12 protein-coding genes are annotated in these 14,432 nt (G+C 73.0%); 3 read left to right on the forward strand and 9 right to left on the reverse strand.

Annotation, left to right across the window (positions count from 1 at the left end):
* Positions 1–8 precede the first annotated feature (8 nt).
* The gene (locus GL259_RS16925; RefSeq protein ID WP_159533662.1) at positions 9–332 is read left to right on the forward strand and encodes a hypothetical protein; all 324 of its coding nucleotides are present in this window, start codon (positions 9–11) and stop codon (positions 330–332) included.
* Positions 333–517: 185 nt separating this feature from the next.
* Here GL259_RS16925 and GL259_RS16930 read toward each other — a convergent pair whose 3' ends face one another.
* The 4 genes from GL259_RS16930 to GL259_RS16945 form a co-directional block, all read right to left on the reverse strand.
* Positions 518–1,210, reverse strand: a complete 693-nt coding sequence (locus tag GL259_RS16930; protein WP_159533664.1) for a response regulator transcription factor — start codon at positions 1,208–1,210, stop codon at positions 518–520.
* Between the two features lie 256 nt (positions 1,211–1,466).
* Positions 1,467–3,293, reverse strand: coding sequence for a PQQ-binding-like beta-propeller repeat protein (locus GL259_RS16935; RefSeq protein ID WP_159533666.1), 1,827 nt, complete (start codon positions 3,291–3,293; stop codon positions 1,467–1,469).
* Positions 3,294–3,404: 111 nt separating this feature from the next.
* Positions 3,405–5,183: a PQQ-binding-like beta-propeller repeat protein gene (locus GL259_RS16940; protein ID WP_159533668.1), complete on the reverse strand. Its 1,779-nt coding sequence runs from the start codon at positions 5,181–5,183 to the stop codon at positions 3,405–3,407.
* A gap of 245 nt (positions 5,184–5,428) precedes the next feature.
* Positions 5,429–7,249 carry an ABC-F family ATP-binding cassette domain-containing protein gene (locus GL259_RS16945; protein WP_159533670.1) on the reverse strand — a complete coding sequence of 607 codons (1,821 nt, stop codon included), beginning with the start codon at positions 7,247–7,249 and terminating at the stop codon, positions 5,429–5,431.
* A 156-nt stretch (positions 7,250–7,405) separates the two neighbouring features.
* Between GL259_RS16945 and GL259_RS16950 the strand changes: the two genes are divergently transcribed.
* A complete protein-coding gene (locus GL259_RS16950) occupies positions 7,406–8,002 on the forward strand; it encodes a Uma2 family endonuclease (protein WP_159533672.1) in 597 nt (198 codons plus the stop codon).
* 4 nt (positions 8,003–8,006) lie between these two features.
* On the opposite strand, the gene GL259_RS16955 is transcribed toward GL259_RS16950, so the two are convergent.
* The 4 genes from GL259_RS16955 to rsmI form a co-directional block, all read right to left on the reverse strand.
* The gene (locus GL259_RS16955) at positions 8,007–8,903 is read right to left on the reverse strand and encodes a 4-(cytidine 5'-diphospho)-2-C-methyl-D-erythritol kinase (protein ID WP_159533674.1); all 897 of its coding nucleotides are present in this window, start codon (positions 8,901–8,903) and stop codon (positions 8,007–8,009) included.
* On the reverse strand, positions 8,900–9,778 hold the full coding sequence (gene rsmA, locus GL259_RS16960) for a 16S rRNA (adenine(1518)-N(6)/adenine(1519)-N(6))-dimethyltransferase RsmA (protein WP_159533676.1): 879 nt from the start codon (positions 9,776–9,778) through the stop codon (positions 8,900–8,902). Before rsmA ends, GL259_RS16955 begins: the two co-directional genes overlap by 4 nt.
* A gap of 77 nt (positions 9,779–9,855) precedes the next feature.
* The gene (locus GL259_RS16965) at positions 9,856–10,755 is read right to left on the reverse strand and encodes a TatD family hydrolase (protein ID WP_159533678.1); all 900 of its coding nucleotides are present in this window, start codon (positions 10,753–10,755) and stop codon (positions 9,856–9,858) included.
* Positions 10,756–10,814: 59 nt separating this feature from the next.
* Positions 10,815–11,663 carry a 16S rRNA (cytidine(1402)-2'-O)-methyltransferase gene (rsmI, locus tag GL259_RS16970; protein WP_159533680.1) on the reverse strand — a complete coding sequence of 283 codons (849 nt, stop codon included), beginning with the start codon at positions 11,661–11,663 and terminating at the stop codon, positions 10,815–10,817.
* A 124-nt stretch (positions 11,664–11,787) separates the two neighbouring features.
* On the opposite strand from rsmI, the gene GL259_RS16975 reads away from it, so the two are divergent.
* Positions 11,788–13,533, forward strand: coding sequence for a phospholipid carrier-dependent glycosyltransferase (locus GL259_RS16975; RefSeq protein ID WP_159533682.1), 1,746 nt, complete (start codon positions 11,788–11,790; stop codon positions 13,531–13,533).
* Between the two features lie 323 nt (positions 13,534–13,856).
* Here GL259_RS16975 and GL259_RS16980 read toward each other — a convergent pair whose 3' ends face one another.
* On the reverse strand, positions 13,857–14,417 hold the full coding sequence (locus GL259_RS16980; RefSeq protein WP_159533684.1) for an isochorismatase family cysteine hydrolase: 561 nt from the start codon (positions 14,415–14,417) through the stop codon (positions 13,857–13,859).
* Between the last annotated feature and the right edge of the window lie 15 nt (positions 14,418–14,432).

The raw sequence follows: 14,432 nt of genomic DNA on the forward strand, positions 1-14,432 counted from the left end.
GAGAGACCATGTCCGAGCACTACTCCGAACGCGACCTCCAGCGGGAGATCACCGAGCTGGAGACCAAGTCCGCCACGGCGGCCCGCCTCTTCGACATCCGCCGCATCATCGGCGGCCTGTTCGTCGTGTACGGCGTCATCGTCACGATCGCGGGCTTCACCGCGTCCGACGCGGACATCGACAAGGCCGCGGGCGTCAACATCAACCTGTGGACCGGGCTGGGGATGCTGGTCCTCGGGCTGCTGTTCCTGCTGTGGCTGAAGCTGCGGCCGACGGCGCCGCCCCCGCCGCCCGTCCTGCCGGACGAGCGGGACGACGGCCGGGCCGGGTGACCGCGGGGCGCCGACCGGTCACCCGCGGCCGGTGCGGGCCGGGGTGACCGGGGCGGGCGGCGCAGCCCGGCACCGACGGACTGCGCCCCCGCGCACCCCCGGGCTCTCCGAGCAGGGCGCGCCCCACCGGAGCGGCACCCGGGCCCGCACGGCCCGCCGCGGGCGCCCGCACCCCCACCGGCCGGTCAGTCCTCCGCCGACGCCGGTCCCCGCACCGGCCCCGCCCGGTCCAGCAGCCCCGTCCGCGCCGCCAGCGCCGCCGCCTCCAGCCGCGACCCCACGCCCAGTTTCATCAGCACCCGCTGCACGTGCGTCCGCGCCGTCGACGGGGCGATGCCCATGCCCGCGGCGATCAGACGGGTGTCCTCACCGTCGGCCACCCGCACCAGCACCTCCACCTCCCTCGGCGTCAGCATCTGCAGCAGCCGCTGCCCCTCGTCGTCCGGCTGCGCCGCCGGGTTCAGCAGCTCGCCGAACGCCCCCTGCAGCAACTGCGGCGCCACCGCCGCCTCCCCCGCCCGCGCCTTCATGATCGCCCGCTCGACGCCCTCGATGCGCTCGTCGTGCCGCACGTATCCCGACGCCCCCGCCGCGAACGCCGCCGCGATCCCGCGCGGGCTCGGCACCGGCCCCAGCACCAGCACCGCCACCTGCGGCCGCTCGCGCTTGATCTTCACCACCGGGTCGAAGATCCCCGGCTCCGCCGGCACCGCCGTGCCCAGCAGGCACACCTCCGGCGCCCGGCTGATCACCAGGTCCGCCGCCCCCGCCGCCGGCGCCGCCGCGGCCAGCACCCGGTGCCCCCGCAGCTTCAACGCCGAGGCCAACGCCTCCGCGAGCAATCGGTGGTCGTCGACCACCATCAGCCGCACTCCCATCGGACAACCAACCCCCCAAACCGCGCGCACCCCCGTGCGCCGCCTCCCCGCCCGGACCCCCCGTGGGTCCCCGTGGACCTCCGTGGATGCCCCCGGAAGCTACACGCTTGTTCGACGTTCCGCTCCCCCTACCGGCGAGAATCGCCCCGGATCGCGGAAATTCCCGCATTCGACGGCATGAGCACATGATGAGCGATACGCGCACGGCTCCGTCCCCGAACAGGGACGGAGCCGTGAGAACGGACCGAAGCAGCGATCAACCCGTACCGAAGGCGATCACCAGGTACTCCTTCTCCGTACTGGAGAAGTCACTGGCGTACACACCCGACATGTACAGCCGCCCCTGCGAGAACAGGATCTCGGCGTACTCCGGCAGCATCCGCGTCTCCACGTCCCGCACGGACTCCGTCGCCGGGTTCTCCATCAGCGTCGTCTGCTTGAAGGACCCCCCGTCGATGCTCACGATCTGCCCGCCCTTGTCGTACGGCGGGCGCTTGTACGCCAGGATGTTGCCGCCGTCCATCCGCAGCGGGGTGAGCGTGTAGCCGTCGCCCGCGTCGGCGCGCTGACCGGTCTCCTTGCCGGTCGCCAGGTCGAAGGCCACGATCCCGTTGGTCTGGCCGTACTTGCCCGTGCTCTCGTCCTCCTCGGTCGCGATGTACAGCCGGTCGTCGCCGACCGCCAGTCCGCTGCACTGGTCGATCTTGGTGATGATGTCGCAGCGGGCCGCGAACTCCTCGCCCGGCGCGGAGATGCGCGTCCGCAGCTTGCCGGTCTTGTTGTCGATGGAGAAGAAGTCCGAGATGCCGCTGCCGTCACCCGCGGAGTCGCCCACGTCGGACGCCACGACCAGCGGGTCGGTGGACACGACGCCGGCGTACTCGATGCCCTCGTCCATCTTGTACTCGCTGATCACCTTCCCGGACTTCGGGTCGATGGTCTGGATGTGCAGCTGGCGCTGCCCGTACGAACCGCACTTGCGCACCGCGACCAGCTTCTCGCCGCCGCCGTACCCGGCGTCGTAGCAGGTGTCGGACGTCTTCGGGGCCCACAGCTGCTTGCCGGAGCCGATCTCCCAGGCGGCGCCGCCGCTGGTGCTGCCCGCGGCGACGGTGCTCCCGCTGAGGGTGACGTTGCCGAAGCTGATCGGCATGGTGCCGGACTTGGCGGTCCTGGACCACAGCTCCTTGCCCGCCTCCAGGTCGATCGCCGTCACCTGGGTGCACGACTGGGGGTCCGTCTTGGTCGGCATGGCGGGCTTGTGGACGATCGCCGTCTTGTTGTCCTCGGTGACGTGGTCGCTGGCCTCGCACACGGGACCGGGCAGGTCGATCGTCCACTGCTCGGTGCCCTTGTCCCGGTCGTAACCGACGATCTCGGCGATGCCGCTCTTGGCGTACACCGTGTCGGTCACCCAGGAACCCGAGGTGACGACGGTCGTGCTGCCCTTGGGGACCTTGGGCGCCGGCACCTGGAAGAGGACCTGGGAGGCGGGGTCGGCCGGTGCCTTCTCCTCACCGCCGGCGGAGGTGCCGCCCCCGCCGCCGTTCTTGGTGTCCTCGCCGCCGGTGCCGCCGGAGTCCGCGGAGTTGTTCTTGTCGTCGTCCTTGCCGGAGGACGCGTACCAGACGCCGCCGCCGACGATCAGGGCGATGGCCACGACCGCGGCGACGATGATGGCGATCTGCGCGTTGAACTTCCGCCCGCCGCCCGGTTGCCCCGGCATCGGCTGCATCGGCACGGTCGCCTGGGGATAGCCGTACCCGGGCTGGCCGTACGGGCCCGGCTGCTGCCCCGGGTAGCCGTACCCGGCCGGGGGCTGCTGCCCCGGGTAGCCGTACCCGCCCGGAGGCTGCTGCCCCGGGTAGCCGTAACCGCCCGGGGGCTGCTGCGGGTAGCCGTACCCGGGCCCCTGCGGGGCGGACGGAGGAGGCGTCGGCGGGGTCGCCGGAGCGGCCGGGGGCGACTGTGGGGCCTGCGGATAGCCGTACCCGGGCTGGGCGGGCTGGGCGGGCGGCTGCGCCGGATCCTGCGGCGGTCCGAAGCCCGGCTGCTGCGGGGGCTGTTGGGGCGGCTGGGTCATGACGTGAGCACCTCGGGGAAGGGGACGGGCGGCGACGGGTGAGTGAGCTGAGCGACCGGACGGGAGCGGGGGCACCGGCCGGGGCCGGGGCCCCCGCCGCCGTCACGCGCCTCACTCGCCGTAGGCGAGCATCAACTTCTCCTTCGACTCGTCATTGCCGATCAGCCGGGTGGTCGAGATGTAGAAGCGGCCGTCGACCCAGTCGATCGACCTGCTGTAGAAGCTGTTCTCGATCTGCGCGACGCCCTGCGGGTTCTGCATCAGCTCGGCCGGCTCGTGGCTCCCGCCGGTGGTCGGGACGGACACGACCCGGCCGCCCGCGTCGTAGGAGGGCTGCACGTAGGCGATGAGCTTGCCGCCCTCGACCTTCATGGGCAGCATCGACTCCTCGACCGGGGACTCGACCCGCCACTTCTCCTTGCCGTCGGCGAGGTTGATCGCGACGATCTCGTTGGCCCCGGTGGTCGCCTTGGTGGGCAGGTACAGGGTGCTGTCGTCGACGGCGACGCCCTCGCAGCCCTGGAGGTCGCGCGCGAGGATGGCCCAGCCGCACGTGGGGGCGAAGTCCTCGTCGACGCCGACCTGCGAACGCACCTTGCCGCCGGCGGTGAAGGTGGCGATGTTCCAGAGCTTCTTGTCGTCACCCTCCTCCTTGGTGCTGTAGACGACGAGCGGGTCCACGGAGTAGGCCCGCTCGACCCTCCAGCCCTTCTCGTACGCGTAGGTCCACTTCACCTTGCCGGTCTTCGGGTCGAGCTCCCGGACCTCGTCGTGCTCGTTGTCGCCGCCGGCGCCGCAGGAGGCGACCTGGATCAGCCGCTCGCCGCCCGCGAACCCGGCGGGGAAGCAGGTCTCGTCGTACCTCTTGGAGTCGAACAGCTTCTTGCCGCTGGTCACGTCGTACGCCGTGCCGGACTGCGAGCGGCCCACCATCAGCGTGTTGCCGGCGAGGGTCATCTCGATGGAGATCGCGGAGTCGAAGAGCTCACCGTCGGCGACCTCCTCGGTCCAGCCCTTCTTGCCGGTGTCGAGGTCGACGAGCTGGAGCTGGTTGCACTTGGCACGGTCGCTGTCGCCGCTCATGTGGGCGACGACGACCTTGTCGTCGGCCGTCTTCTCCTGGGTGACCGCGCAGATCTTGTGCGGGAAGGTGATGGGCTCCCAGGCGGGCTCGCCGTCGCCGACGTCGTACGCGGACAGCTGCTTGTAGGCCGCCTTCACCGCCGTCTTGTCGGTGATCCACATGCCGGGGGCGTCGGCGCCGGAACCGGGCGCGTCGGGCGCCTCCTTGTACCAGAGCACCTTCGACTCGCCGTCCTTGCGGCCCTCGTTGAGGTTCTCCGGGTCCGCGCCGCCGTCACCGCTGCCGTCACCGGGGTTGACGGGGGCGCCGGAGGAGCCGCCCTTGGGGTCGTCGCTCTTCCCGGCGACCGGCTTCCCGTCCTTGCCGTCGTCGCCGCCGGAGACCGCCCACACGGTGCCGCCGACGACCAGCAGCGCCGCCACCGCGGCGCCGACGACGAGGGCCGGCTTGCCCCTGAAGGGATTGCGGGAGCCGGATCCGGGGGGCGGCGTGCCGGGCGCCCCGGGGAACTGCGGCTGCGGCGGATAGCCGTACCCGGGCTGCCCGTAGGGGCCCGGCTGCTGCGGCTGCCCGTACGGACCCGGCTGCTGCGGCTGCCCGTAGGGGCCGGAGGCGTACGGCCCGGAGGCGTACGGTCCCGGCTGCTGCGGGTAGCCGTACCCGGGCGGCGGGCCCTGCGCGGGCGGCGGGGTCTGGGGCGGGCCCTGCGGAGGCGGCGGCGTCTGCGGGGCTCCGAAGCCACCGCCCGGCGGATCCTGCGGCGCTCCGAAGCCACCCTGAGGCGGCTGGTTGGGCGGCTGAGTCATCAGCGCGTTCCCCCTTACTCACTGATTTTTAGCCACGCCCTGAGGTACGTGATGAACCCAGAGTCGTCTTCAGACAGTTCTCAGACGGCTCTTTCTATCACCCGGCGCCGACGGCCCACCGGGCCGTGTCCTCCCCTGTTCCCAAGGGAGGACCGGCCCGTGATGCCCTCGTTACGTGCCTTCACGCCCCCTTCACGCGCCGCGCGTTCCCCCTGCGCGGGCGCGCGGACGGATCCGCGCACGGGTCAGGCGTCCTCCGCCAGTTCCAGCCAGCGCAGCTCCAGTTCCTCCCGCTGCCCGGCCAGTTCCCGCAGTTCGGCGTCGAGTTCGGCGACCTTCGCGAAGTCGGTGGCGTGCTCGGCGATGGCGGCGTGCAGCTTGGTCTCCTTCTCCGAGACCTTGTCCAGCTGCCGCTCGATCCTCTGCAGCTCCTTCTTGGCGGCGCGCAGGTCGGCGGCGCTCCTCTCGGGGGCGGCCTGCTCGGCGCGGGCGCCGGCGGCGGGCGCCGGCGCGGAGGCCGCGGCGGCCTCCTCCATCCGCTTGCGCCGCTCCAGGTACTCGTCGATGCCGCGCGGCAGCATCCGCAGGGTGCCGTCGCCGAGGAGGGCGAACACCCGGTCGGTGGTGCGCTCGACGAAGAACCGGTCGTGGGAGATGACGATCATCGAGCCGGGCCAGCCGTCGAGGAGGTCCTCGAGCTGGGTGAGCGTCTCGATGTCGAGGTCGTTGGTGGGCTCGTCGAGGAAGAGGACGTTGGGCTCGTCCATGAGGAGGCGCAGGAGCTGGAGCCTGCGCCGCTCACCGCCCGACAGGTCGCCGACCGGCGTCCACTGCTTCTCCTTGTTGAACCCGAACGTCTCGCACAGCTGTCCGGCGGTCATCTCGCGCCCCTTGCCGAGGTCGACGCGTTCGCGCACCTGCTGCACGGCCTGGAGCACCCGCCAGGTGGGGTCGAGCTCGGCGACCTCCTGCGAGAGGTAGGCGAGCTTGACCGTCTTGCCGACGCGGACGCGGCCCCCCGCGGGCTGCGCCTCCCCCTCGGTCCGGGCCGCCTCCGCCAGCGCCCGCAGCAGCGACGTCTTGCCGGCGCCGTTGACGCCGACCAGGCCGATGCGGTCGCCGGGGCCGAGGTGCCAGGTGACGTGCTTGAGCAGCACCTTGGGGCCGGCCTGGACGGTGACGTCCTCGAGGTCGAACACCGTCTTGCCGAGCCGCGAGGAGGCGAACTTCATCAGCTCGCTGCTGTCGCGGGGCGGGGGCACGTCCTTGATCAGCTCGTTGGCGGCCTCGACGCGGAAGCGCGGCTTGGACGTCCGCGCGGGCGCCCCGCGGCGCAGCCAGGCCAGCTCCTTGCGGACCAGGTTCTGCCGCTTGGCCTCCTCGGTGGCGGCGATGCGCTCGCGCTCCGCGCGGGCGAAGACGTAGTCGGAGTAGCCGCCCTCGTACTCGTACACGTCACCGCGCTGCACGTCCCACATGCGGGTGCAGACCTGGTCGAGGAACCAGCGGTCGTGGGTGACGCACACCAGCGCGGACCGGCGGGTCCGCAGGTGCTGGGCGAGCCAGGCGATGCCCTCGACGTCGAGGTGGTTGGTGGGCTCGTCGAGGACGATCAGGTCCTGTTCCTCGATGAGCAGCTTGGCCAGCGCGATCCGGCGCCGCTCGCCGCCGGACAGCGGCCCGATGACGGTGTCGAGGCCCTTGGGGAAGCCGGGCAGGTCCAGCCCGCCGAACAGCCCGGTCAGCACGTCGCGGACCTTGGCGTTGCCGGCCCACTCGTGGTCGGCCATGTCACCGATGACCTCGTGCCGGACGGTGGCCTCGGGGTCGAGGGAGTCGTGCTGGGTGAGCACCCCGAGCCGCAGCCCGCCGGAGTGCGTGACCCGCCCGGTGTCGGCGTCCTCCAGCCGGGCGAGCATCCGGATGAGGGTGGTCTTGCCGTCGCCGTTGCGTCCGACGACACCGATGCGGTCCCCTTCGGAGACGCCGAGGGAGATCCCGTCGAGCAGCGCACGCGTCCCGTACACCTTGCTGACGTTCTCGACATTGACCAGATTGACGGCCATTTCTCTCCTGCCCGGTGGATCGATCAGCTTTCAAGCGTAGGCCCTGACGGAGGGCGGCCGGTGCGCGAGGGGACAGTCACTCTCCGTGACGACGCGGTCGGGAACGGACGGCCCCCGTGGAGGGCGGGCGGCGGGATCCCGTCCGCGGGAGGGACCATGACCGCCGAGTCCGCAGAGCACCGCCGCCCCTGGCCGGTGCCGCCCGTGGGCGGCTGCACCGTGGACGACCTGTTCGCGCTGCCCGGTCTCCCGCCGCACACCGAGCTGATCGGCGGGAGCCTGGTTCTCGTGAGTCCGCAGCGCAATTTCCCCGCAGACGTGACCGGCCTGCCGGTCAGCGGCTTGCGGCACAGCGTGCCGAAGAAGTTCAGGGTGAAGCGGGAGATGACCATCGTCCTGGACCGGCGCAACGAACCGGAGCCCGAGGTGAGTGTGGTCTTCGCCGATGCGGTCCGTGGCCCGGACCGGACGAGCTGCCGGGCTCAGGACGTGGTGCCGGCCGTCGAGGTCGTGTCCCCTGACTCGGAGTCCCGTGACCGCACGACCGAGCCGTACGAGTGCGGCACCGCGGGCATCCCCCACTTCCGGCGGGTCGAGCGGGACGGGACCGACCGCGAGCCGCTCGTCCACGTCCACGAGCTCGGCCCGGTGACGCAGTCCCGCGTGCACATGGGCATGCACCGCGACCGGATCGAGGTCGACGAGCCCTCCACCGTCGCCATCGACCCGGGCCCGGTCGAAGCACGGTCCTGAGCCCTCAGACGAGCGTCGCCCCCGGCACCGGTCCCGCTGCCACGCGCACCGTGCGGCAGGTGCCGGAGGCGCGCAGTGCGGCGGCGATCGTGTCCGCCGACTCCGCGTCGGAGGCGAGGAACGCCGTCGTCGGCCCCGAACCCGAGACCAGGGTGGCCAGCGCACCGGCCGTGCGGCCCGCCGCGAGGGTGTCGGCCAGCTCCGGGAACAGGGAGAGGGCCGCCGGCTGGAGGTCGTTGGAGACGGTGGCGGCGAGCGCTTCCGCGTCCCCCTTCGCCAGGGCGTCGAGCAGCGGCTGCGAGGCCACCGGCTCGGGGATGTCCCGGCCCTCGGCCAGCCGGTCGAACTCTCGGAACACCGCCGGTGTCGACAGCCCCCGCGAGGCCATCGCGAACACCCAGTGGAAGGTGCCCCCGACCTCCAGCTCCGTCAGCCTCTCGCCCCGCCCGGTGCCGAGCGCCGCCCCTCCCACCAGGCTGAACGGCACGTCGCTGCCCAGCTCGGCGCAGATGTCGAGCAGTTCCTCCCGCGAGGCGCCCGTCCCCCACAACGCGTCGCAGGCCAGCAGCGCGCCCGCGCCGTCCGCGCTGCCACCCGCCATGCCGCCGGCGACGGGGATGTCCTTGGCGATGTGGAGGTGCACGCCGGCGTCGCGGCCGTACCGCCCGGCGAGCGCGAGGGCGGCGCGGGCGGCGAGGTTGGTGCGGTCCAGGGGCACCTGGCCGGCGTCGGGACCCTCGCAGGTGATCCGCAGCCCGTCCGGCGAGGGGGTCGCGGTGACCTCGTCGTGGAGGCCGACCGCGAGGAAGACGTTGGCCAGGTCGTGGAAGCCGTCGGGGCGGGCGGCGCCGACCGCGAGCTGGACGTTGACCTTGGCGGGGACGCGGACGGTGACGCTCACGCGGCGGGCTCCTTGTGCGGGGCGTGTTCGGCGATGCGCGCGAACTCCTCGACGGTCAGGGACTCCCCCCGGGCCTGCGGCGACACCCCGGCGGCGACCAGGGCGGCCTCCGCGGCCGCCGCCGAGCCCGCCCAGCCGGCGAGCGCGGCCCGCAGGGTCTTGCGGCGCTGGGCGAAGGCCGCGTCGACGACCGCGAACACCTCGCGCCGGGAGGCGCTGGTCTTCGGCGGCTCCGCGCGGCGGACCAGCGAGACCAGCCCGCTGTCGACGTTGGGCGCCGGCCAGAAGACGTTCCGCCCGATGGCGCCGGCCCGCTTGACCTCGGCGTACCAGTTGGCCTTGACCGAGGGCACGCCGTACACCTTGGAGCCGGGCGCGGCGGCGAGCCGGTCGGCGACCTCCGACTGGACCATGACGAGGGTGCGCTCGATGCTCGGGAAGGTGCCGAGCATGTGCAGCAGCACCGGGACGGCCACGTTGTAGGGGAGGTTCGCGACCAGCGCGGTCGGGGCGGGGCCGGGCAGCTCGGCGACGTGCATGGCGTCGGAGTGGACCAGCGCGAACCGGTCGGCGCGCCCGGGCATGCGGGCGGCGACGGTGGCGGGCAGCGCGGCGGCCAGGACGTCGTCGATCTCGACGGCGGTGACCCGGTCGGCGACCTCCAGCAGCGCCAGCGTGAGCGAGCCGAGTCCCGGGCCGACCTCGACGACCACGTCGTCGGGGCGGACCTCGGCGGTGCGGACGATCCGGCGGACCGTGTTCGCGTCGATGACGAAGTTCTGGCCGCGCTGCTTGGTGGGGCGTACGCCGAGGGCGGCCGCCAGTTCACGGACGTCGGCGGGGCCCAGGAGGGCGTCGGGGGTGGGGCTGGTCACGGGACAAGGGTACGGGGCGGGACGGCGGCCCAGGTCACCCGCGCGGCCCGCCCCGCCTCCGGGGGACGCGACCGGGGTCAGTAGCCGAAGGCGCGGGCCGTGTTCGCCCCGAGGGCCGTCGCCAGCGTGTCCTCGTCGACGCCCCGCACGGCGGCCATGGCGCGCACCGTGACCGGCACCAGGTACGGGGCGTTCGGCCGGCCGCGGTAGGGCGCCGGGGTCAGGAAGGGCGCGTCGGTCTCCACCAGGACCAGCCCCAGCGGGGCGACGGCGAGCGCGTCGCGCAGGTTCTGCGCGTTCTTGAAGGTGACGTTGCCGGCGAACGACATGAAGTACCCGGCGGCGGCGCAGATCTCCGCCATCTCCGCGTCCCCGGAGTAGCAGTGGAAGACGGTCCGCTCGGGGGCGCCCTCCTCCTTCAGCACGCGCAGGACGTCGGCGTGGGCGTCGCGGTCGTGGATCACCAGGGCCTTGCCGTGCCGCTTGGCGATCTCGATGTGGGCGCGGAAGGACCGCTCCTGCGCCTCCTTGCCCTCCGGCCCGGTGCGGAAGTAGTCCAGCCCGGTCTCGCCGACGCCCTTGACCTGGGGCAGCGCGGCCAGCCGGTCGATCTCGGCGAGGGCCTCGTCCAGCGCCGCGTCCCCGCCGGCCGCGCGGGCGCCCTGCCGGGACCAGCCGTCGGGGTCCCCGTGGACGATGCGCGGGGCCTCGTTCGGATGCAGCGCGACGGTCGCGTGGACGCTCTCGTACGCCGCGGCCGTCTGCGCGGCCCAGCGCGAGCCCGCGAGGTCGCAGCCGACCTGCACGACCGTCGTCACGCCCACCGACGCGGCCTTGGCGAGGGCGTCCTCCACCGTGCCGGACTGCATGTCGAGGTGGGTGTGCGAGTCCGCGACCGGCACCCCCAGGGGCGCCGGGAGCGGCGGGGCGGTGTTCTTGCCGGTCCGGTCGGACGTGTCGGAGGCGTTCGCAGACATGCCCCCGATCCTACGGAAGGGGCGTGCCGCACCGTCCGGGCACGGGTGGGGGCGGCCGCCTACTCCGCGGAGCGCTTCGCCGCCACCACCGCGTCGAACACCTCACGCTTCGGCACCCCCGCCGCCACGGCCACCGCGGCGATCGCCTCCTTGCGCCGCTCCCCGGCCTCCTCGCGCACCCGCACCCGGCGCACCAGCTCGGCGGCGTCCACCTCCTCGGGCCCCTTCTCCGGCGCCCCCTCGACCACCACGGTGATCTCCCCGCGCACCCCCTCGGCCGCCCACGCGGCGAGCTCGGCCAGCGGGCCCCGCCTGACCTCCTCGTACGTCTTGGTCAGCTCCCGGCAGACGGCGGCCCGGCGCTCGGCGCCGAACACCTCGGCCATCGCGGCGAGCGTGTCGTCGAGCCGGTGCGGGGCCTCGAAGTAGACGAGGGTGCGCCGTTCCCCGGCCACCTCCCGCAGCCGCCCCAGCCGCTCCCCGGCCTTGCGGGGCAGGAACCCCTCGAAGCAGAACCGGTCCACGGGCAGCCCGGACAGGGCGAGCGCGGTGAGCACGGCGGACGGTCCGGGCACCGCGGTGACCCTGACGTCCCGCTCGACGGCCGCCGCGACCAGCCGGTACCCGGGGTCGGAGACCGAGGGCATCCCGGCGTCCGTCACCAGCAGCACGCGCGCGCCGCCCGTCAGCTCCTCGACCAGTTCGGGCGTGCGGGCGGACTCGTTGCCCTCGAAGTACGACACGATCCGCCCCCGGGGCGTGACGCCGAGCGCCTGGGCCAGCCGGCGCAGCCGCCGGGTGTCCTCGGCGGCGACGACGTCGGCGCCGGCCAGCTCCTCGGCGAGCCGGGGCGGGGCGTCGGAGACGTCGCCGATGGGGGTGCCTGCGAGTACGAGGGTTCCGGTCACGCCCCCATCCTCCCAGGACCGGGCGGAGGGGACGCAGCCGGAGCGGACACGGCCCGGGGGGACGCAGGCGGGGCATACCGCCCATGCACGGGACTCCCACAGCGCCGTTCCCTACGATGGCGCGGTGACCAGTACCGCGTCCTCCACGGACCTCCGGCAGGACCAGGCGCCGCACGAGCAGCGGCCGTCGTGGCAGCAGCGGCTGCGCCGTTTCGGCTACTCGGCGAAGGTGCCCGGAGGCGACGTCCGCGACCGTCTGGTGCCGCCCTACACGGAACCGTCCGGGCGGCTCTGGTCCACGCTCGGGGTGCCCCCGCTGCTCGCCGGGCGGATCACCCGCTGGTCGGCGTGGGGCGGACCGCTGCTGGTCACGCTGCTGGCGGGGGTGCTGCGGTTCTGGAACCTGGGCAGCCCGAAGGCGGTGATATTCGACGAGACGTACTACGCCAAGGACGCGTGGGCGCTGGTCCACCGCGGCTTCGAGGTCAACTGGGACAAGAACGCCAACGACCTGATCCTCTCCTCGGGCGGAAGCGTCCCCATCCCGACGGACGCGGCGTACGTCGTGCACCCGCCGGTCGGCAAGTACGTCATCGGGCTGGGCGAGCTGATGTTCGGGTTCACCCCGTTCGGCTGGCGGTTCATGACGGCGCTGCTGGGCACGCTGTCGGTCCTGCTGCTGTGCCGCATCGGCCGGCGCCTGTTCCGCTCCACGTTCCTCGGCTGCCTCGCGGGCGCGCTGATGGCGGTGGACGGGCTGCACTTCGTGATGAGCCGGACCTCGCTGCTGGACGGCGTGCTGATGTTCTTCGTGCTCGCGGCCTTCGGCTGCCTGGTGGTCGACCGGGACCGGGCGCGGGAGAGACTGGCCGCCGCGCTGCCCGTGGACTCCGACGGCCGGGCCCGGCCGGACGCGCACGTCGCGGAGCACACCCGCATCGGCTTCCGCCCCTGGCGGCTGGCGGCGGGCCTGATGCTGGGCCTGGCGATCGGCACCAAGTGGAACGGCCTGTACGTCACGGCCGCGTTCTGCGTGATGTCGGTGCTCTGGGACGTCGGCGCCCGCCGGGTGGCCGGCGCGCACCGGCCCCGGCTGGCGGTGCTCAGGCGCGACCTGGGCTGGGCGTTCCTGTGCACCGTGCCGGTGGCGGTGTTCACCTACTTCGCCTCGTGGATCGGCTGGATCCTCTCCCCGGCGGACGGCACCGGCGGCTACTACCGCGACTGGGCGACCGAGGACGGCAAGGACAGCAGCTGGTCCTGGCTCTTCCCCGACTGGTGGCGCAGCCTGTGGCACTACGAGAACCAGGTCTACGAGTTCCACGTCGGCCTGTCCTCGCCGCACACCTACCAGTCCAACCCGTGGAGCTGGATCGTCACCGGCCGCCCGGTCTCCTACTTCTACGAGTCGCCGGCCCCCGGCACGGACGGCTGCCCCGCCGACGCGGGCGAGAAGTGCGCCCGCGAGGTCCTGGCCCTCGGCACCCCCCTGCTGTGGTGGGTGGCCTGCCTGGCCCTCCTCTACGTCCTGTGGCGCTGGTTCTTCCGCCGCGACTGGCGCGCGGGCGCCGTCGCCTGCGGCATCGCGGCCGGCTACGCCCCGTGGTTCCTGTACCAGGAGCGCACGATCTTCTTCTTCTACGCCGTCGTCTTCCTGCCCTTCCTGTGCCTGGCGGTGGCGATGCTCCTGGGCGCGCTCGTCGGCCCGCCCCGCTCCACCGACACCCGCCGGGTCGCGGGCGCGACGGCGGCCGGCGTCCTGACCCTGCTGATCGCCTGGAACTTCATCTACTTCTGGCCCCTCTACACCGGCACGTCGATCCCGATCGACGACTGGCGGGCGCGGATGTGGCTGGACACCTGGGTCTAGCGGGGCGGACACACCACGGGGGCGCGGCAGCCCGCCGCGCCCCCGTGGTCGTCGTCGGTCGCCAGCGGTTGTCGTGGGCCGCCCTCGGACGGCCCGGGGACGGCCCGTCGCCGGGCCCGCAGCGGGTTCCCCTCAGCCCCTCCCGCCTGCGGCTTCCCCGTCACTTGAAGCCGCTGGGGCGCACCTGGGGAAAGCCCCCGAGAACACCGCTTCAGGAGTTCGGTCCGAGCACGCTGCGGCTGCTGCCGTCGACTGGTACGACGGTCCCCCCGGAGTCGTTGGTGTGCATCCCCGTCCGGTGTCGTGGACGTCAGGGGCTGCCGCTATCGGGACGCCATCGTCTCGAGCCAGTCGTCGACGGTGACGACATCCGCCCACTGCGGGAACAGTCGCTCGACGAGGACCCGGTGCACCTCTGGGTCGGTGTCCAGACAGGCGTCGGAGAGGACGGTCAGACCGAAGTCCAAGTCGTTCGCGTGGCACAGGGTGGACAGCACCACAGCGCTGGTGGCGATACCGGTGAGCACGAGGCTCTCGACACCGCGTGCCCTCAGCACCACGTCGAGATCGCTGCCCGAGAACGCGCTCGCCCGTCTCTTGGTGACCACCACGTCGCCCGGCCGGGGCGCGACCTCGGGGTGGATCTCGGTACCCGGGGCGCCCTCGACATGGAGGCCGGCCCGTGCGACGGCAGTGAGAGCCCTGTTGCGGGTGCCGACTTCCGGGAAGCCGGGACGTAACGCGATGACTACGTAGATCACGGGAATGCCAGCCGCCCGGGCTCCGTCGATCGCCCTGCGCAGGCGTGGCAGGTATCCGGAGCCGTCGTCGGCGATGTCCACGATTGCCTGTTGAACGTCCATCACGAGAAGGGCGCTGCTCATGTCGTCTCCAGTGAC

Source organism: Streptomyces sp. Tu 3180, assembly GCF_009852415.1.
Classification (GTDB): Bacteria; Actinomycetota; Actinomycetes; order Streptomycetales; family Streptomycetaceae; genus Streptomyces.